This window comes from Streptomyces sp. XH2 (genome assembly GCF_049725035.1).
GTDB classification, from domain to species: Bacteria; Actinomycetota; Actinomycetes; order Streptomycetales; family Streptomycetaceae; genus Streptomyces; species Streptomyces roseoverticillatus.
On the sequence record NZ_JBMMMZ010000006.1, the window covers coordinates 87,054 to 105,946 of the forward strand.

22 protein-coding genes are annotated in these 18,893 nt (G+C 68.9%); 21 read left to right on the forward strand and 1 reads right to left on the reverse strand.

The annotated features are described in order from the left end of the window. Window positions 1-37: 37 nt before the first annotated feature. From ACOTKD_RS13715 to ACOTKD_RS13785, 15 genes are all read left to right on the forward strand, one after another. Entirely contained in the window at window positions 38-625 is a 588-nt protein-coding gene (locus ACOTKD_RS13715; protein ID WP_424889196.1) for a hypothetical protein, read from the forward strand. Next, a complete protein-coding gene (locus tag ACOTKD_RS13720; protein ID WP_424889197.1) occupies window positions 610-798 on the forward strand; it encodes a hypothetical protein in 189 nt (62 codons plus the stop codon). The genes ACOTKD_RS13715 and ACOTKD_RS13720 overlap by 16 nt, the downstream gene beginning before the upstream one ends. Before the next feature lie 275 nt (window positions 799-1,073). Next, entirely contained in the window at window positions 1,074-1,871 is a 798-nt protein-coding gene (locus tag ACOTKD_RS13725) for a hypothetical protein (protein ID WP_424889198.1), read from the forward strand. Between the two features lie 189 nt (window positions 1,872-2,060). Next, on the forward strand, window positions 2,061-2,750 hold the full coding sequence (locus ACOTKD_RS13730; RefSeq protein ID WP_424889199.1) for a hypothetical protein: 690 nt from the start codon (window positions 2,061-2,063) through the stop codon (window positions 2,748-2,750). Window positions 2,751-2,837: 87 nt separating this feature from the next. Next, entirely contained in the window at window positions 2,838-3,107 is a 270-nt protein-coding gene (locus ACOTKD_RS13735; protein ID WP_424889200.1) for a hypothetical protein, read from the forward strand. Beyond that, complete coding sequence (locus ACOTKD_RS13740; RefSeq protein ID WP_424889201.1) at window positions 3,107-3,466, forward strand: hypothetical protein; 360 nt, start codon at window positions 3,107-3,109, stop codon at window positions 3,464-3,466. The genes ACOTKD_RS13735 and ACOTKD_RS13740 overlap by 1 nt, the downstream gene beginning before the upstream one ends. A gap of 15 nt (window positions 3,467-3,481) precedes the next feature. Next, a complete protein-coding gene (locus ACOTKD_RS13745; protein ID WP_424889202.1) occupies window positions 3,482-5,866 on the forward strand; it encodes a phage/plasmid primase, P4 family in 2,385 nt (794 codons plus the stop codon). Between the two features lie 12 nt (window positions 5,867-5,878). Beyond that, on the forward strand, window positions 5,879-7,735 hold the full coding sequence (locus tag ACOTKD_RS13750) for a DNA polymerase (RefSeq protein ID WP_424889203.1): 1,857 nt from the start codon (window positions 5,879-5,881) through the stop codon (window positions 7,733-7,735). 13 nt (window positions 7,736-7,748) lie between these two features. Then, window positions 7,749-8,174, forward strand: coding sequence for an endonuclease VII domain-containing protein (locus tag ACOTKD_RS13755; protein WP_424889204.1), 426 nt, complete (start codon window positions 7,749-7,751; stop codon window positions 8,172-8,174). 245 nt (window positions 8,175-8,419) lie between these two features. Next, on the forward strand, window positions 8,420-8,722 hold the full coding sequence (locus ACOTKD_RS13760; protein WP_424889205.1) for a hypothetical protein: 303 nt from the start codon (window positions 8,420-8,422) through the stop codon (window positions 8,720-8,722). A gap of 199 nt (window positions 8,723-8,921) precedes the next feature. Next, a complete protein-coding gene (locus ACOTKD_RS13765; RefSeq protein ID WP_424889206.1) occupies window positions 8,922-9,935 on the forward strand; it encodes a hypothetical protein in 1,014 nt (337 codons plus the stop codon). A gap of 20 nt (window positions 9,936-9,955) precedes the next feature. Further along, window positions 9,956-10,081, forward strand: coding sequence for a hypothetical protein (locus ACOTKD_RS13770; RefSeq protein ID WP_275126604.1), 126 nt, complete (start codon window positions 9,956-9,958; stop codon window positions 10,079-10,081). Window positions 10,082-10,120: 39 nt separating this feature from the next. Then, a complete protein-coding gene (locus ACOTKD_RS13775; RefSeq protein WP_424889207.1) occupies window positions 10,121-10,756 on the forward strand; it encodes a hypothetical protein in 636 nt (211 codons plus the stop codon). A 47-nt stretch (window positions 10,757-10,803) separates the two neighbouring features. Then, entirely contained in the window at window positions 10,804-11,577 is a 774-nt protein-coding gene (locus tag ACOTKD_RS13780) for a LysM peptidoglycan-binding domain-containing protein (RefSeq protein WP_424889208.1), read from the forward strand. A gap of 937 nt (window positions 11,578-12,514) precedes the next feature. Next, window positions 12,515-13,531, forward strand: a complete 1,017-nt coding sequence (locus tag ACOTKD_RS13785; protein ID WP_424889209.1) for an NAD-dependent epimerase/dehydratase family protein — start codon at window positions 12,515-12,517, stop codon at window positions 13,529-13,531. A 2-nt stretch (window positions 13,532-13,533) separates the two neighbouring features. Here the strand turns inward: ACOTKD_RS13785 and ACOTKD_RS13790 are convergent, their stop codons facing one another. Further along, complete coding sequence (locus ACOTKD_RS13790) at window positions 13,534-14,886, reverse strand: DNA-binding protein (protein ID WP_424889210.1); 1,353 nt, start codon at window positions 14,884-14,886, stop codon at window positions 13,534-13,536. Window positions 14,887-15,116: 230 nt separating this feature from the next. On the opposite strand from ACOTKD_RS13790, the gene ACOTKD_RS13795 reads away from it, so the two are divergent. The 6 genes from ACOTKD_RS13795 (at window position 15,117) to ACOTKD_RS13820 (ending at window position 18,797) form a co-directional block, all read left to right on the forward strand. Continuing rightward, window positions 15,117-15,362 (forward strand): hypothetical protein, encoded by a 246-nt coding sequence (locus ACOTKD_RS13795; RefSeq protein WP_424889211.1) that lies wholly within the window; start codon window positions 15,117-15,119, stop codon window positions 15,360-15,362. A 59-nt stretch (window positions 15,363-15,421) separates the two neighbouring features. Beyond that, on the forward strand, window positions 15,422-15,652 hold the full coding sequence (locus ACOTKD_RS13800; protein WP_424889212.1) for a hypothetical protein: 231 nt from the start codon (window positions 15,422-15,424) through the stop codon (window positions 15,650-15,652). Next, complete coding sequence (locus ACOTKD_RS13805) at window positions 15,649-16,053, forward strand: hypothetical protein (protein ID WP_424889213.1); 405 nt, start codon at window positions 15,649-15,651, stop codon at window positions 16,051-16,053. Before ACOTKD_RS13800 ends, ACOTKD_RS13805 begins: the two co-directional genes overlap by 4 nt. 400 nt (window positions 16,054-16,453) lie before the next feature. Beyond that, window positions 16,454-16,615: a hypothetical protein gene (locus ACOTKD_RS13810; RefSeq protein ID WP_223770529.1), complete on the forward strand. Its 162-nt coding sequence runs from the start codon at window positions 16,454-16,456 to the stop codon at window positions 16,613-16,615. Window positions 16,616-16,687: 72 nt separating this feature from the next. Further along, window positions 16,688-18,253 carry an asparagine synthase-related protein gene (locus tag ACOTKD_RS13815; protein ID WP_424889214.1) on the forward strand — a complete coding sequence of 522 codons (1,566 nt, stop codon included), beginning with the start codon at window positions 16,688-16,690 and terminating at the stop codon, window positions 18,251-18,253. A 31-nt stretch (window positions 18,254-18,284) separates the two neighbouring features. Continuing rightward, on the forward strand, window positions 18,285-18,797 hold the full coding sequence (locus ACOTKD_RS13820) for a GNAT family N-acetyltransferase (RefSeq protein ID WP_424889468.1): 513 nt from the start codon (window positions 18,285-18,287) through the stop codon (window positions 18,795-18,797). Window positions 18,798-18,893: the final 96 nt, after the last annotated feature.

The window sequence follows — 18,893 nt, forward strand, 5'->3', positions numbered from 1 at the left end:
GAACTCAACCCTCGCGTCAGCCGAGGGAAGGGGAAGGGTGCGAGGAATCGGGATCATCGGACGGGCACGCAGCGGCAAGGACACCGTGGCCGCACGGCTCGTCGAAGCGTACGGATTCCGGCGCGTGGCCCTGGCCGACCCGCTCAAGGACATGGCCCTCGGGATAGACCCCCTGATCACCCGCGAAGTGCGGGACGGCGGCGCGCTGCGCCTCGCCGAGGCGGTGCGCCTGTTTGGCTGGGAGACGGTCAAGGAGCGCTATCCCGAAGCCCGGCGCTTCCTGCAACGCCTCGGCACGGACGGCGTACGTCACCACATCAGCGTGAACCACTGGGTGGACGTGCTGCTCTGGAACGCCGACACCGCGTACCGGGAGGGGGACGCTCGCCCCGTCGTCGTGCCGGACGTCCGCTTCGAGAACGAGGTGCACGCCCTGGTCGCGCACGGTTTCACCCTGTGGTCCGTCTACCGGCCAGGGTTCCCGGGCGCGGCGCATGAATCCGAGCGGCTGCCCCTCCACCACGGGGAGCTGCTGATCAACAACAACGGAACACTCGCTGCGCTGCACCGCCAGGTGGACGCGGCCTTGGAACAGACCAGAAAGAGCCGATGCGACACCTACTGATCAAGCTCCTGCGAGCCGTGCCCGCCGAGAACGTGCTGAACACCGTGGACGAGAGCCCCGGGGCGGCGGTAACGCCGCGCGAGACGCGCGAGCAGCGGGCGGCGGATGCCCGAGTACGCGCTGAGGTGCCCGGCTACCGCGACGGCGTTCCGTCCATCAACCGGGCGCGCTGACGTCCACCCTCTGGCCCCCGTGGTCGGTCCTTCGGGCCGGCGGCGGGGGCCTTTGCGCGTTCGGTGTCTGCCTGGAGTGGTGGCCAGCCGGCCCGGCGCAGTCTGGACAGCGAAAAGGCTGCTGTGTGCACCTTCTTTCCCTGTCCGTGTATAAGGAAAGAAGGCCCCCACAGCGGTTTTTCTGCTGTCGCTACCGGCGTTGTACCCCGCCTGAACTCAAGCCCTCCGCAAGAGGACGACGACCTCGCCGCCGGCGGGGCTGCGGAGAGGGTGCGATGGCAGGCGCGAACACGATCATGCGGGGCGGCTCACGGTTCTACGTGCAGCCCGAAAGCGGCATCAAGGTCCCCGGAGTCACTTCGATCATCTCGTGCTTGCCCAAGCCGTTCCTGGCGTTCTGGCAGGCGAAGATGACGGCCGAGTGCGCGGTGCAGAACCTCGGCTCCGTGGTGGGCCTGGCGCTGAACGACGCGGACGGGGCGGTCGACTACCTCAAGGGCGCGGCGAGGAGGTACACGCAGCAGCGCGCCGCCCTCGGCTCCGACGCGCACGACCTCTTCGAGCGCCTGGCCCGTGGGGAGGTCGTCCGCCGCGTCCACCCCGACCTCGAGCCGTACCGGGCGCACTTCTGTGAGTTCCTGGACCGGGCGCAGCCGGAGTTCCTGCGGATGGAAGATGTCGCCTGGTCCGACCGGCACGTCTACGCCGGCTCCTTTGATGCCATCTGCCGGATCGACGGCGAGACGGTGATGTTGGACTACAAGACGTCGAAGGATACCTATGCGGACGTCTCCCTTCAGCTGACGGCCTACGCGCGGGCGGACCACATCATTGACGCCGACGGGGTCAAGCACTCGATGCCCCGGTGCGAGGCCGGCGCGGTCCTGCACGTGACCGCCGACCAGTGGGCGCTCAAGCCGGTGGAGATCTCCGACGAGGTCTTCGGCCACTTCCTCGCGCTGCGAGAGACGTTCGACTGGGAGCGGGAGCGGTCGAAGGTGGTCATCGGCAAACCGGTGATGTCCGGCGGTTCCACCCTCGTCACCGGCACCCAGCGCCGGGCGGCCCGGTGACCTTCGAACCGGTCGTGGGGCTCGCCCTGGTCTCGGCCGTGCTGCTTTGGCTGGTGACCGGGGCCCGCCGCTGAGCGGGGTGTACCTCGCCCGAACTCAAGCCCTCCGAGAGAGGGGCCGCGCCGGCCCGGCTGAGCCGCCGTGCGCCCCTCTCCGCTCATCAACGCAAGTCAGAGCACGGAGAATTACTTGAGCCTGCGCATTTTCGAGACCGACCCCGAGAGCCGGCCGAAGCCGCGATTCAGCAGCGACACGGTAGGGCGGTTCCGGTCGGGCCGGATGGCGGGCAACCGCCCGGAATCGCTGAGCGCCTGGCGCGTGACCACCGGCGACCCCGAGGTCGCCGATGCCGTCGCGAAGGCGTACGGCGGCCGGCCGGAGGAGTGGGAGGCCTCGGCGGAGGACCGGCTGGAAGTCCTCACCGAAGCCGACGCCGTGAAGGTCATCATCGACGGTCCGCAGGCCATCCGCTCCCGCATGGTCCTTTGGGGGCGGCAGGGCCCCATCCACGAGTGCGACGGCGTGGAGTTCCTGAGCCCCGAGGAGGACAAGGGCACCCCGTGCGGTTGCCCCGCACTGCTGGCCGACCGCAAGGCGGCGGCCAAGACCGGTCGAGGCCCGGCCCCCTCCGTCGAGGTGACGTTCTCCCTCGCCGATCACCCTGCCCTCGGGCGGTTCCGCTTCGTGTCCGGCTCCTGGGAGCTGGTGAAGGTCCTGCACGAGGTCGAGAACAAGCTGGAAGCCGTCGGCGGCCCGGCGGTCTGCACGCTGCGTCTGGAACTCGTGGAGTTCCAGACCAAGAGCGGTATCGACGTGCGGTACCGCAAGCCCGTCATCGATGTCCACAAGGCCGTGCAGCCGGCCGGGGCCTCGTTCTAGCACCCAGACGTGCCTCCGTGGGCCCGCCGCGTCGAGGAACCACCGCGGCGGGCCCGTGACCACCGACACCCCATGGAGATCGACAGGTTGACCAGCACCACCCTCCCCGGGCGCCGCATGCTCAGCGCCGAGGAGATCATGCGATGGCCGTTCCGCCAGGACACCCTCCTGCCCGACCTTCACCCGTCCACCGGCACCGGCAACAGCTCGGCCAAGCTGAACGAGGACAAGGTCCGCGCCATCCGGTCGGCCGCCGCGGCCGGCGCGCACATGGCCACCCTGGGTCACGCCTTCGGTATCTCCGAGCGGGCCACCCGTCACATCGTGGACGGTACGACCTGGCGGCACGTCCAGTAGTGGCCAACCCGCACAAAGCCAAAGGCACGGCCTGGGAAACGGCCCTGCGGACGTACCTCAACGAGGGGCTGACCGACCGGAACGCCCAGGTACGCCGCAACGCGCAAACCGGTGTGAACGACATCGGCGATCTGGACGCCTACCCGTTCACCGGCGAGGCCAAGGCCGTCAAGGCGTACGACCTCGCCGGCTTCGTCGAACAGGCCAACCGCGAGGCACACAACGCCGGCGCGCCGTTCGGGGTGGCGCTGATCAAGCGTCCGCGAAAGGGCGTGGGCGACGGCTACGCCGTGATGGACGTGCGCACCTTCCGCCGGGTCCGGGCCCGGCTTCTGGGGGTCGATGCCCCCGACGACTGAGGAGAGAGAAAGCAAGTGGAGTTCCGTTCGATCCTGGCACGCTTCGAGGACGTCTCGGAGCACGCGGACGGTGGCTATCTGGCCCGGTGCGCCGGCCACGACGATCACCATCCCTCGCTGCGCATCTGGCGCGGCGAGGACCGCAAGGTGCGCATGGTGTGCCGCGCGGCTTGCAAGACCGCCGATGTGTTGAAGGCGGCCGGCTTGACGTTCTCCGACCTCTTCGACGCCGAAGGGGAGGGCCTGACCGTTCCGGCACAGCGGCTCTCGCCGGTCGGGTCGGCGCAGGTCGCCGCGCTGCGGGTGTGGCTGGACGAGCGGATGATGGCCGCTGGCGACGCGGTCTACGACTACGTCGCCGAGCGGTTCGGGCTCACCGCACAGCAGGCCCAGGCCCTGGAGCTGGGCGGGTGGCAGCCGGCCGCGGAGTACCCGGAGTTCATCTCCGACACCTTCGCCCGCTTCCCGCGCCTGGTCGTCCCCCTGATCGGCTTCGACGGCGTCGCGCGCGGCGCCCAGGGCCGGGACATCTCCGGTCGCTGCCCGGCCCGCTGGGTCTCCCTCGCCAACGCCGGTGGCACGTGGGCCAAGTACGGCGTCTTTCGGGGCGGGGCCGGCTTCGAGACCGTCCTCATCACCGAGGGTCCCTCGGACGCCCTGACCGCCGCAGCGGCCGGCTACGACTCGGTCGCCGTACGCGGGGCCGGCCTGGCGCGCAACGAGCTGCTGGTGGCCGAGCTGGCGGCGGGCCTGCGCGACCGGGATGTGGTGCTGGCCGGCGACCGCGACCGGGCCGGCGACGCCTTCACCGACGACCTGGCGCGCGCCCTGCTGCGGGCCGGCGTCATGGTGCGCCGCCTTGACGGCATCCCGGCCGGCCTGGATCTGACCGAGTGGCGGGAGCAGGACCGCGAAGGGTTCGCCGGCCGTCTTCACCGGGCCGTGCGGGCGGCGCAGCCGGTCAAGGCCGCCGAGCCCGAGCCCGCCGCCGATGCAACGGCCGGGGCGGAGGAGCCGGGGCCGCTTCCCCTGACCGACCTTGGGAACGCCGAGCGGCTTTACCGAAAGCTCGGCGGGAACGTCCGCATGATCCCCGGGGCAGGTGTTTTCAAATGGCAGGGCCGGAAATGGGCCCAGGTGCCGGAGGAAGCCCTGTACGCCGACGTGCGGGCCGTTGTGGCGGAGATGGCCAAGGAGTCGGGGCACATCAACCCGGACGCCTTGGTGAAGTGGGTCAGCCTTTCCCAGAGCGCACAGCGGGTGCGCGGCATGGTGGACATGCTGTCCTCCATACCCGGCGTCTACGCGAGCGTCGACCAGTTCGATGCCGATCCCCGCCAACTCGCCTTCCGCAACGGCATGGTCGACCTGTCAACGGGCGTCTTGAGTGAGCACCGGCCGGAGAACATGAACACGTTCTTCGTGGACGTGGACTTCAACCCGGAGGCAGCCGCCCCCCGCTGGGAACGGTTCCTTCGCGAATGTCATCCGGACAGTGAGGTCATGCCGACTTTCCTTCAAGAACTTGTCGGATATGGACTTTCCGGGCTGTCGGTCGAGCGGTGCTTCGTGATGCACGTCGGCCCGACGACCAACGGCAAGACGACGTTCACCGGCACCCTTGAGGACGTTTTCGGCGCGGCCGCACACCGCGTGGACGCCTCGCTGTTCCAGCGCCGACGGGAGTCGGGCGGGCCCCGCGCGGACATCGTGGGCCTGCGCGGAAAGCGGCTGGTGATCAGCTCCGAGTGGCCGGCCTCGATGCAGCTCGACCAAGCCCTGATGAAGGCCATCACCGGTGACCAGACCATCAGCGCGCGCGGCGTCTACGCTCGCCACGACATCACGTTCCGGCCGGCCTGCCTGGTGCAGGTAGACACGAATTACTGCCCGGACGTGGACGCCACCGACGCCGCACTGTGGCAGCGCGTCCGCGTCATCCCGTGGGAACAGGACTTCCGGGGCCGGGAGGACCGGCACTTGTCGACCACGTTGCGTCGTGAACGCGAAGGCATCGCCGCGTGGGCGGTGGCCGGCGCGGTGCGCTGGTTTGCCAAGTACGCAAACGGCCAGGGACTTGATTTCCCGCCGTCGGTCGAGAAGCGCACCGCGCACTATCGGGACGCCTCACACCCGCTCTCCGGCTTCATCGGCGAGGAATTCGCCATCGAGCCGGGCGCCTTTACGCGTCGGCCGGATATCTGGGAGCGGTACCGCACCTGGGTCGAGGAATGCGGGATCAAGCACCCCATGAGCCGCAACCGCTTCTACGACGCGGTGCGGACCTTTCCCGGCGTGGTCGAAGGACAGCGCTCCGACGGCTCGCGTGGATTCCGCAACCTGCTGGACCTCTCGAAACCCGCACAGCGGGGCCCCGGCATTTTCGGGGGCGATAACTAAAGGAAAGAACGCTTGCGCACGCACGGGTACCTCATCGCCGGTGAGCCGGTCGACATCCACGTGGTGGAGGACGCCCAGGACGTGCGGGCGTTCCAGGACTGGGCGGCTGGCCACATCGCGGCCGGTCGCCCAGTCGCCTTCGACACCGAGACCAGCGGCCTGGATATCTTCAGCGCCGACTACCGGCTGCGCCTCGCACAGTTCGGTGACCAGCGCACCGCGTGGGTGCTGCCTGTCGAACGCGGCTGGCTGTTCGCCGACGCCGCGCGCCGAGTCCTTGTCGACCTGCCGCGCGTCGTCATCCATCACGCTGCCTTCGACTGGCTCGTGGCGGACCGCTACCTCGGCGTGCCGCTGGAACAGCTGTATCCGCGCACCATCGATACCAAGATCATGGCCACCCTGGTCGACCCCCGCCAATCCCAGGAAGGCGGGGTGGGCACCGGCCTCAAGCCGCTCTCCGCCCACTACATCGACCCGGCCGCCCCCGACACCCAAGAAGACCTGACCCGGGTCTTCCGGACCCTCGGTCTCACCAAGGCCGCGGGCTTTGCCAGCATCCCGCTTCACCACCCCACCTACGAGACGTACGCAGGACTCGACGTCCTGCTCACCGCCCGCCTCCTGGACGCCCTGAACGGCGTGCACGCCGAGTTGGGCATCCGGCCGGCACTGCTGGAGTACGAACACCGCATCGCCTTCATCTGCGCCCACATGCAGCGCACGGGCCTCTTGTGCGACGCCGAGTACACCAAGGACCTGTCCGAGCGGCTGCACGCCCAGGCCGAGGAGTTCGATCACAAGGCCCGCCGCTACGGCGTCGAGTCGATCAACTCGCCCAAACAGGTGGCCGACGCTCTCCTCGGCATGGGCGAGACGCTGACCGAACGGACCGCCGGCGGCACGCTGCGCGTCGACAAGGCCGTCCTGCTGGCCCTGGCCGACCTCAACAGCTCGTGGGAACGCCGCGGTGTCCGGACCCCGAACCCGCTGGCCGATGCGGTTCTTCGCTCCAAGAGGGCGGGCAAGTGGAAGTCGGCGTACGCGGATACGTTCCTGCAAACGCTGGACGTCGAGGGGCGGGTGCACCCCTTCATCCACTCCCTGGCCGCACGGACGGGCCGGATGTCGATCACCCGGCCGGCCTTGCAGACGCTCCCCGGCCGGGACGTCGTGATCCGCCGCGCCATCCTGGCCGACGAGGGCCACGTGATGATCTCGTGCGACTTCGACGCGGTCGAGATGCGGGTCATGGCCGCACTCGCGGACGTCAAACGCATGAAGGCCGCCATCCTCGCCGGTGAGGACCTGCACAGTTACACCCGCTCCCTGGTCTACGGCGACGTGGACGACCCGGACGGGCGCCTGCGGGCGCTGTGCAAGGGCATCGGCTTCGGCAAGATCTTCGGCGGCGGGGCCTCCGGCGTCGCCCGCATGACCGGGGCCGACGAGGACGCAGTCCGCTCGGCCATGCGCACCTACGACCGGGTCTTCCCGGAGATCAAGCAGGCCTCGAACGCTTGGCAGCGCGAGGCCATGGCCAACGGCATGGTTACCACGACGGTGACCGGCCGCCGGCTCCCGCTCGACCGCGACCGTACGTACGCGGTCGTGAACTACCAGGTCCAGTCTGCCGCTCGGGACTGCTTGGGCCAGGCGCTGTGCGACATGCACGACGCCGGCGTCCTGGGCTACCTCCGGTTGCCGGTGCATGACGAGGTCCTTGTGTCCGCGCCGGCCGAGGACGCCGAGGACATCGCGCGGGCCGTCGAGAAGGCGATGAACTTCGACCTCTACGGCGTACCGATCACCGCGAGCGCGGACATCGGCAAAAGATCATGGGGCAGCCTCAAGGGCGGCGACTTCTGAGGAGGTGGGACGGGTGAGCGTCAAGTCCTGCTGCGACTGCGGAGATCTCCTGCCGCTCGCACGGTTCCCCCGGCACCGCTCCAGCGACGACGGCCGCGCCTCCCGCTGCCAGGTCTGCACCACCACCCGCAGGAAGCAGACCCGCGACCCCGCCCGCGAGCGGGACCGCCGGCTGCGGCGGGCGTACGGGATCACGAGCGAGGACTACCGGTCGATGGGAGCCTCCCAGGGTTGGCGCTGCCCGGTCTGCGGCGAGGGCCCGGCCTCCGGCGGCCGGCTCGTCGTCGACCACGACCACGTCTCCGGGCTGCCCCGCGGCCTCCTGCACTCCACGTGCAACGCCGCGCTGGGACTGCTGGCCGACGACCCGGCGGTCCTGGAGAAAGCCGTCGCCTACCTATCCCGGACGGCCGACCTGCGGGCCCAGGTGTTGGGCTGACCTGGGCGCGGACGGGATAAGGCAGGGGAGATCCCCCCCATGATCAGGTCACGGAACATCGCGTCGCGGTCACGCGGAGGTCACGACGATCACACCCTTGTCCCTCAAAAGGAGGGGGCGGCCGAGCGGGTCTCGTTCCGGCGGCGGATTTGGGTTACGGCACGGCCAATCGGGGTTTACGCCGTGTTTAAGTACTGCGGTGCGAATTGCGCACCAGTGAGTAACAAGCGGGAAAGCGGAGGGTCATGCGGTTTTCAACCTTCCGTCCCACGCCATCCTGCCAGAGTTGTTTCGCCAGCCGGTCGGCGGCCCCCGGGCTGTTCATCCGGGCTCTGATCGAGCGCCTTCGCTGTCTCGCGCTGCACTGGCTGTCCGGCCTGTGCCCGAGCGTGATCGTCCGGCTGATCCTCGCGTTTCACACCCTCCACCTTCACCAGGTGTGGTCGCACCGCGCGGTCTCTCGTGCCGCCCACATGGCTGCTGCCCAGCGCCGCCGCGCCGACGGCGTCTTTGCCCGGCTGCTCACCCTCGAAGAGTCCTGCGCCTAACCCGCAGGGCGCCGTTCGCACACCCCTGCGCTGATCACGGCACAGGGGCCCCCTTGTAACCAATCACGCCCCCGCCCGGCCTACCCGCCGCACGGGGGCTTCGCCATGCCCTTTTTCGGCCCTCCGCTGGGCGCTTTCTCCGGGTTTGTACCCAACCCGAACTCAAGCCCGGCGGAGAACCGAACAAGGAGCAACACCCTTGCGCACCACCATCACGGCCGAGCAGATCACCGCCGCCCAGAACGGCGACGCCGCCGCTGCCGACTACGTCCTGGCCGCCCTGGAGGGCGCCGCCGTGAAGATCGCCGCCGACCGGGCAACCCGCACCGCCGGCGGCACCCAGATGCGCGACGACCTCATGCAAGAGGCCCGGATGGCCTTCTGGCGCGCCCTCCAGGACTGGGACGTCGACGCCGACAACGCCGCCGCCTTCACCACCTACGCGTTCCAGCGGGCGAAGTACGACGTCCACCGCGCCGCCCTGCGCTGGACGGTCCCCGGGATCGGCGACGTCGCGCGGGCCACCTTCGCCGCCGCCCTGCGGCAGAGCGGCGGCAACTTCGACGAAGCCGTACGCATCGTCACCACGCTGGAAGACCCCGAGCGCCGACTGTCACCACAGCTCGCCGCGCTGGTCCGCAGCGCCTTCGAAGGCCCCGAACCCATCGAAGGAAGTTCCGCGACCGCGGCCGGGGTAGCAGCCCTGCCCGCACCGTCCTCCGCATACACCAGCGGCGACCGCTGGGCCGAAGACCAGGGCCAGCTCCCCGACCACATGTGCCACCCGCTCGACCTCTCGCGCGACGCGGTCCGCTGCAAGGGCGTGGCCACCACCGGCAAGGGAGTGCAGGTCGGCTCGAAGCGGCGCGAACGCATCCACGCCGGCCAGTCGCCGGCCCAGGGCAGAGGGGCCACCTGGCGCGAGGTCGGGGCCCTGGTGGACCACGCCGCCGACCGTGAGATGCGCGAGCGCTCCATAGCCGTCGGCCACGTCATCGCCGGCCGCATCGCCGAATTGCTGTCCCCGGCCGAACGGGAAGTCGTCTCCGTCGCCTACGGCACCGCCTACGTCTACAACGAGGCCACCGCCAAGGGCGCCCCCGACCTCCATGCCACCGCGCACGCGCTCGGCAAGACCCACAACACCGTGAACGTGACCCTCAAGCGGGCCCGCACCAAGCTGCGCAAGGCCCGGGAAGTAGGCCACATCTGACCAACGAAAGCGATCACCAGGTGAGCTACTACGCCACCCCCGAGGACGCCGCCCTGGCCGGCGCGTCCGTCCTGGACGGCCAGGACTGGACCACATGGGACGACTCCTGGGTCTGGTGCGACTCGACCTCCGAAGTCGAGCAGTAGACCGGCCTCCACCGGCTTCGACGACCACAGAGCAGAGAAATGATCTACCGCTTCAACTGCAACTCCACCCCCGGCGACTACATGGCCGTCTCCCTGGACACGGACGGCGACATCGCCTTCGCCGTCCACGAGCAGGAACAGACCCCGCGCATGGTGTACCTGGACGCGGGGGAAACCCGGCTCCTGACCCAGGTGCTCGACGACCTCGCCGAGCGCGCAGCCCGGCCGGAAGAACAGCAGCAGGACCGCAAGGACACGATCACCGAGGCGCTGAACCGCGAAGGGCTGGCCCTCGAACGCGACACCAGCCCCGGCGAGCCGGCCGTCGAACGGGCGGTGGTCAGCCCGTCCGACACCCTCTCCCTCCCCCTGCTCCAGCCGGTACTCCCCTTCGGAGCTGAACCCGCGCAGGTCAACTCCGAGACGGCCGGAACGCCCATCAACGACACCGTCGAGGAGACAGCGGAACCCTCCCTCCCGGCGCAGGAGAGCCGCGGCCAAGACCAGCCGGAACCTGCCATGGGGACCTTCGCGGACGCCATGCTCCCCCAGCCGGCCACGGTCAACGCCGAGCGGGCCTATCTGCGGGCCCGTGAACTCCTCCGCCAGGGCGACACACCGTTCACGCACGCCGCCGTACTCGACCTCGCGCGCTACCTCGCCGAGGCCGCCTAGACACCGCCGGCCACCCCGGCCGGACGGTACGCCATGAAGGACAGCAGTTGATCCACCGCAAACGGACGGTCGCCCTGGTGACCGGCCTCGCCATACCCGGTGTACTCGCCGGCACCGCCCACGCCGTACCCCAGGCTGCCGCCACCACGTACTCCGGCGACCCCGACAAGGCCACGCCGACCACCACGGCACCATCGAATACGGCCGGCGCACCCGGCCAGAACAAGATCAGTAAGAAGACCTCGCACACCGTGCGCGAGGGCGACACCCTCTGGGACATCGCCGCCCAGCAGCTCGGCTCCGGCGAGGACTGGCAGCGCCTCTACGGAGCCAACGCCGACAAGGTCACCGACCCGGACCTGATCTTCCCCGGTCAATCCCTCACCGTGGACAGCACCGCCCCCAGGGCGACGCCGCCCCTGACCGAGAAGGCGAAGGCACCGACGCCCCCGTCGGCATCGAAGAAGGATCGGGCTCGCGCTCCCGTCAGCGGCACCCTGGACGGCTGGATCGAGCAGGCGCGCGAGGAACTGCTCAAGAACGGTGATCTGGTCCCCTCGGCCGCAGCGATCAAGGCGCGGGTCATGATCGAGTCTGGCGGCAACCCGAAGGCCATCAACCTGACCGACAGCAACGCGGTGGCCGGCACCCCGTCGAAGGGCCTCCTTCAGGTGATCGACCCGACCTTCCGTGCCTACCGCATCAAGACTCTCCCCAATGACCCGTACGACCCCGTAGCGAGCATCTGCGCCGGCGTCCGGTACGCGAACGCGGCCTACGGCAGCTTCGAGAAGATCGCCTACCAGGCCGGTGGGTACTGATCGCCCGTGGGAAAGCTCACTACTGACTCAACTGACTTAATCAAGTTATGTCAGTTGGCCCCCGCCCGAACCGGCGGGGGCCTTGTCTCGTTCGCCGAAAAAACAGTTAAGCAGCGCGCCACCGTAGTTGACCGGTAACCCCGGGATCACGCGGAAAATTTCACGCGTGAAACCTGATCTTGCGGCGCCCACTCTCAACCGTGCGTCAACCCTAGGGCCTGTTAGTTGTCAGCAACACCGCCCTGACCTGCGAAGTTACAGGTTAAGAGAGACTAGAATATCGCTACACTTGCGAAGTGCGTCCTCCGAGAATGCATTGTGGCCGTCCGCAGAGCGACAGATGACTGACCAGTAGATTTGACGGGTGGTCGTCCCCGAGTTTCCAGTCCGAGCAGAGCGAGTAATGATGGAGGCGTGAGCGCACGGATAAGGGACACAAACGTCCATCTCGAACTGCAAAAAATAGATCACCCCGGTGGTCAATGGCAGACGGCACGGGCCCAGCCACCGCTCCCGGGTAACGAGCCAGTCGCCTTGCTCACTGCGGCGCACACGCTGGAGGAGGTTGGCCAGGTCATTCTGCGTTACTCACGATTCGTCAAGCGAATGTACAGGTGGCCGAACAGCCCATTCGAGAGGCCCGCCGCGTTCCGGCTGGTCTGCTGCGCCAAGGGAACAGGTAAGCCCCTCGCGTTGGTGATGTATGCCAGAGGAGAGGAGGGGCGGTACGAGAAGACCGCGGAATGGGTGACCAACGACCCCACAGCCCTCCCGCCATTGAGGAGCCGGCCCAAGCGGCGTGATACCCGAAAGGCGAGCGGGTGACCAGTGGCCCTACTGCGCTGCCGCCCGCTCGTGGGCAACATAGGGGCGCGCCCTGGAGTTCATGCCCCCTGGCGGTGGTGCAGAGCTCCCCCGAGCGGGCAGGATCTTCGGCATGGACGTTCTGATCATGGGTGGGTCGCACTTCCTTGGGCGCTGTGTCGCGGAGGAGGGCCTGCGGCGAGGTTGGCGGGTCTCTGTCTTCAACCGAGGGCGCACCGGCGTCAACCCCGAAGGCGTCACCGCGCTGAAGGGGGACAGGACGAGTGAGGAGGACCTTAAGAGGCTGGCTGCGCGCGGTCGATGGGACGCAGTAGTCGACACGTCCGGGATGACGGCTGACACCGTTGACGCCGCTACCAGGGCGCTGGGTCCGGTGGCGGGCCGGTACATCTACCTGTCCACGGTATCCGTGTACGCGGGGTGGCCGTTGCTGCCGCTCTTCGAGGACATGCCCACCCTGGCGGAGGCCGAGCCTGCGGCAGGGATGCCGATGGACGTCAACGTGCCTTACGGCCAGGACAAGGCGCAGTGTGAGGAGGTCGCGAAGGCCAACATCGGGGAAGCTCTGACGATTCTGAGGCCCGGTGTGATCCTCGGGCCTCACGAGTATGTGGGGCGGCTGCCGTGGTGGCTGCGTCGCATCGCCAAGGGCGGCGTGGTGCTTGCCCCCGGGCGGCCGGAGCAGCCAATTCAGCCCGTGGACGTTCGCGACGTTGCGAAATTCGCTTGTGACCAGGTCGGTCAGGACAGCGGTAGCACGGCCTTCAACGCTGTGGCACCTATAGGGCACTCCACCATGGGGGATTTCCTGGCCGCTTGCATCGAAGTTACCGGCCGTTCCGACGTCGAACTGAAATGGGTGGACGCTGACTTCCTCCTGTCGCGTGGGGCGAAGCAGTGGACCGAGATTCCGCTATGGCGGACCTATCCCGGGACGTGGCAGGTTTCGGGAAAGCGAGCCCAGGACGCGGGTCTGGTGTGCCGATCTCTGACCGAGACGGTTGCCGACACCTGGGCGTGGCTATCCGGTGGAAACAACGCCGTGGAGCATGAACGGGCGGCTGCCATCGGCCTCGACGCCGCGAAGGAAGCGGCGCTACTGGCGGAATGGCGAGCCACCCGTGGGTGAAGCTAGGTGAGCGCTCGGGGAGCCGGCGGAGGCAGCAGGAGCCGGGCCGAGTTCAGGCTGAACTCTTCGATGCGTTCGCCCAGATCGGAAGCGATACGAGCACGCCGGAACGGTGCCGTCAGCAGCTGAGACCGAACCCCGGCCATGCGCAGCATCAGGCCGTCGACGCGTTGTTCAGGAGCAAGGCGGAACACCTCCTCCAGGGCGTGGGCGGCCGCCTCAAGGTCTTGGTTCAGCAGGTGACCGAGCGCTAGGTCGGCAGCGGCTTCGGCACCGACCTTCGTGGAGCGTTGATGCGCGGGCATCCCTTGCAGCAGCGTGATCGCCCTCGTGGAGGCGGCCACCGCATGATGACCGTTGCCCAGGAGGACCCAGGACGTCCCGGCCGACATGGCCGCTCGCTCCGGGGGGAACGCGAACTCGCCGCCGACGTCGTCATGCAGCTCGTCCCGGTGGTCCCGGTCGGCCTCTTCGGCGCTGTGGGTCTCGCGTTCGACGGACTGGGCATCGCCCAGGTAGGCGTACGCGCGGGCGGCGATGCTGTGCAACCGGGCCTGGCAGCTCCCTGACGTCGCTATCTCCTGGGCAGCCCGGACGTGTCCGACGGCTTCCGCCGGCCGACTCCCCCAGTAGGCCAGAAGCCCTAGGTTGCCGCTGCTCCAGGCCATGAGGGGATGGTGATCGATCGGCCGTGCATAGCCGAGCGTGGCGTACGTCAGCGTGCGGGCCGCCTCTTGCGAGCCGAGGTCGAACGCGGCGGAGGCCATCAGGGCGCATGACTGCGCCGCGATGACGTACAGGTCGGTTTCCTGGTCCGGCCGGTGCGTGAGCGGCATGTGCCGCTCGACCTTCTCGCGAACGGCACGCGCGGCTCGGAAAACATCGTCGGGCCGCTTCACGTGGTACTTCTGCGCGAGGGTGAAGACTTCGTTGCGGAGGAGATCAAGGGTTGCGGGGGAAAGCGCTTGCGATGCGGCGTCGCCGGCGTGAGAGGCGGCGTCGTGTGCTGACATGAGTAGCTCGTCTTCCGTGATGGTCGGGAGTTCCGAGGCCATGTGGACGATCTGCGGCGTCGGCTCGACCGGCGGTGCCAGGGCGAGGAGTTCGCCGGCCGAGCGGTTGAACATGTGGCGCAAGATCCGACAGGCCACGGGATAGGGAGCTTCCTTGACGTCCCCGGCCAGCCACCGGGCGTACTGCCGCTGACTCAACGTGGCCTGGCGGATGTCGGGGTCGTTGTCCTGAGTGCTCAACTCACGAGCAGAACGTTCGTACTCCGGCCGGAACGCGGCGTACGGCTCAATGCCGCGTGCACGCGCCAAGCGCCTCAACAGGGTTTCGGAAGCGCTGTCCACCCCGGGCTCTCCAATCGTCGAGTGAGCACACCTACTGACCGGGATACCACCGGGGAGTCGCAAACGGGCCCCTGCCGTGAAGACGGCGGCAAGAAGGCACTGCCGTGACATGCGGCCTCCCCGAGGTCACCCGAAGACAGCGAAGATGACAAGTCCGCGGCATCGAGATGTCAGCCGGGAGCCCCGACGCTGGAGCGCACACACCAACCGCCGAACACAAGGGGGTTGCGGTGAGATCCGCGGACTCACAGCAGAAAACCTTCGAAACGGACGATGTCGTGCGCGACAAGCGCGACCAGAGGGTGGGGGTCGTCATGGGCAAGTGCGGCCCGCGCTACCAGTTGCGCCCGCTGCGCGGCGGGAAGGAATGGGAAGCGGCTCCGTCCGACATCGAGCCGGCCCCGACGTCCGCACAGCTCAGCCCCCGTGTGGCAGAGGCGAACCGGGCCAGCCGGAACGGGGGCGTCTGCCGGTGACTCCTCGGCTTCTCCTCGCCGTCGCAGGTTGGGCACTGCGGTTGCTGACAGGCGAAGGCGTGCCCGACGCCATTTACTCGATGGAATGCGTGGCCTGCGGCGCGGAGTCGGGTGCCACCGACAACGACGCCGGCCCGGCCCAGCACTGGTCGCTCAGCCACACAGGCCGAAGCCCGCAGTGCCGGGTCTTCAAGCTGCACGCTGAGACCTTCTGGCGGACCGAACCCAGCCGAGGCAACCCGTACGCAGACGTCGAGCAGCGCGAGCCGCCTTCCGGAGTGCCACGGTGAACCGACCGCGCTACCGGTTCTGGTGCGAGCTGCACGGCTTGGCGAAGGACGGCTCCCGTCGGTCTCTCCCATTGGCGGGGGAGCCGACGAAGACGCCACGCCTGGCGGTCCGCTGGTTACGGTGGCACGCCCTGTACGCGGCCGACCGACTCGACCCCGCCCCCGAGGACCCGCAGCACCTCGGGTTCCTCCGGGTCGGGTACTCGGCGACGCGGCCGGACCCGACTCAGATCCTGCGAGCCTGGGAAGCCAATGTCGGGGCGCACGAGCAGGCCATGGCCGAGTTACGCAATGGAGAACCGTACGCACTGATCGTCGCCCCGTACGTCTTCCTGACAGCCGTGCCGCTGTACCCCCAGGCCGCCGAGCTTCCCCGTCTCCGGGCGGTGGCAACGCTGTGACCACCGACTCCCCGCGCCCGCCGAAAGGCCCCGAGGACTTCCCCTCTCCCTCGGGAAGCCCGGTCGGCGCGGGGTCTTATGCCCGGCGAGGGGTGCGCTGCACGCACCCGCCGGAGAACCGCACCACGGATAGCGATGTGACGCTCTGCCGTTGCGGGGCCCGGATGTTCCCCGACTACCGGGCGCTCGGCGGCGCGGCCCTCGGGGTCGCCGACCGCCGCCCCGAACCGCCTACCGGCCCTACGAGCACCGCCACCGGCACCTTCACGATCAGTGAGGGAACGCCCCTTCGACTCCCGCCCCAGCTGTTGGTTTGAGGTCCATTCCGCCGGGGCGGGTCCGCAAGAGCACCGCCACGCGGGGAAGGCCCCCGCGCTGGGAGAACACCAGGAGTGACACCGTGAACGAATTCACGCCGCCGCTCAGGCGCGCGCGCAGCTTCGAGAGGCTGTTCACCACCAAGGCGCACCGCCGGATCCAGACGCCGGCGGAGACCCACGAGTACAAGAAGACCTCGGGTTCCTCCGACGGTGCGAAGACGTACGACACCACCGCCACCTGATCCGCAGATCGTCTCCACCACCCGAGGGGCCGGTTCGCCGTGCCCCTCGGGCCCTCGAAGGGAGAGCACGTCTTGATCAAGTTGCGACTCACCCCGTACGCGAGCACGACATGGACGTGGGACGGCCGCCGGTTCGTCACTGCCGACCACAGGAGCGAGATCGAACCGTTCGAGCACCCGATGGTGGAACAGACTGCGGTCAGCGACGGCACCCGCACGCTGATCGTCGTGCGCGAACGGGTCGCGGGCCGTCCGCTCGCTCAGCCCGGTCCCGTCGACGTCACGCCCGGGGACTTCGACAAGGCGGCCGAACTGGCTCGGCAGTGGCCCACCGCCTATGTCCTGGTGGAGACGGCTCCTGGCTTCCCCTGCCGGGTGACGGCGGGCCCGGGAGGAATCGCGCCGCTCTACGTCGCGTGCGACGCCGTCAGCCTGTACGGCTCCTGGGACATGGCCGACCTCGCCGAACACACGGCCGGCCTGTCGCCCCGCGAGGTCGCACGCCTCCTGATCTACCGGCCGCGCTACAGCACCGAAACCGTCTTCCGCGGCATCCACCGCGTCACCGAGCGCACGACCGCCATCTACGGCGGCCACCTGCACCTGCACTACCCCGAACCCGTCCTGCACAGCGGTCCCCGCGAACTCGCTCAGGATGCCGACGTCCTCACGGCCTTCGTCGCCGCCATGGACGACGCCTTGGATCTGCGCCCGCTGGACGAGGGCGGAACCGTGCTCCACCTGACGGGCGGCTTCGACTCCGGCACCGTCGGGACCCGGCTCGCCGAGCGCTACCCCGGACGGTTCCCGACCGCCGCCCTCCTTATCGCCGGCCCCGGACGCGCCCACCAGATCCGGCGGCGCACCGAGATCCTTAAGACGCTTCCCTTCGCCGAGCCGGACCACCTGGTCGACGCGATGGAACACTCCCCGCTCAACCCGGAGTGCGGGCGAGTTCGGGGCGCGCGCATCAGCCCGTACGAGGAACCCTTGCACCGCCCCTTCACCCGCCTGACCGAGACCCTGGCCGAGCACGGGGCCCGTGTGGTCGTCACGGGCCTCGGTGGTGACGAGATGGTGGCCCTGTCCCAGGACGAGTACCCGCATAAGTCCATGGGCGAGATCAGCGATGCCCTGCCGTGGATCGGGCCGCGCGCACGGGCGGCGCTGGAGTACGCGGACGACAACATCGCCCCGCCGGCCGCCGTCAACAGCATGACGCTGCTCTCCCTGGAGACGACGGCCCCCGTCCTGATGCGGGCCGGCATCTGGCCCGTGCACCCCTTCGCCGACCCCGGCATGGTCCAGCTCGGCGAGTGGCTTCCGATGCACTGGCGAGAGCTCAAACAGCTCCAGCGCCGCCGGCTCGCCGCCCTGGGGCTGAGCCCGGACGTCACCGAATCCCGCGAGCGCGAGTCCTTCGCGGAGGTCGTCCAGCACACGCTCACCACCCACGCCCGACCCCTATTCGCCCGCATGCTCCACGACGGCTCACCGCTCTTCGAGGAACAGGTGGTGGACCCGGACGGACTCCGTCAGGCTGTTCGGCGCCTGTCCGAAGGGCCGTACCGCGAAGATGGCGACGCCCAGCTCCTCGAAGTGCTGGACCTTCACTTCGCCGCCACAGCTTTCCTGTAAACCCCCAACCCCAGGAGACAACGTGTTCGCCATGCGTCCGGCCACCGAGGCCGACATTCCCGCCGTCGAGAACATGATCCTCGCCCGCTCCGCATGGCTGGAGGACCGCGGACTGCCGAGCTGGCGGGAGAACGCCGCCGACCTCGCACGACAAGCGGAGAATCGCGACGGGGACGTATGGGTCCTCGCTGAGGGCGGAAAGGTCATTGGGTGCACCACCGTGCAGGAGAACACTCCGCCGTGGGGGTGGACCGAGGCCGAGCTGAGCGAGCCGGCCCACTACCTGTACACGTCGGTCACCGACCCGGCGTACCGGGAGAAGAAGCCCGGCACCGTGATGGGGCTGTGGGCCGTGGACCGAGCAGCGCAACAAGGTAAGCAGTGGGTTCGGCGTGGCTGCCACTTCCCCGGACTCGTGAGGTACAACGAGACGCAAGGGTTCGAGCTGCTGCATGAGGTGCAGCGCACTCACAACAAGATCTATCTGATGGGCCGCCGTGCCGAGCGGATCACTGATCTCAGCGACCGGTTCGCGGCACTGTAAGGGAGCCCAGCACCACCGGGAGCCTCGGCCCACCAGGGTCGGGGCTCACTGCTACCCGGGCACCGCCGTGTGTGGGCTGGCCGCTGCCCGTTCGGG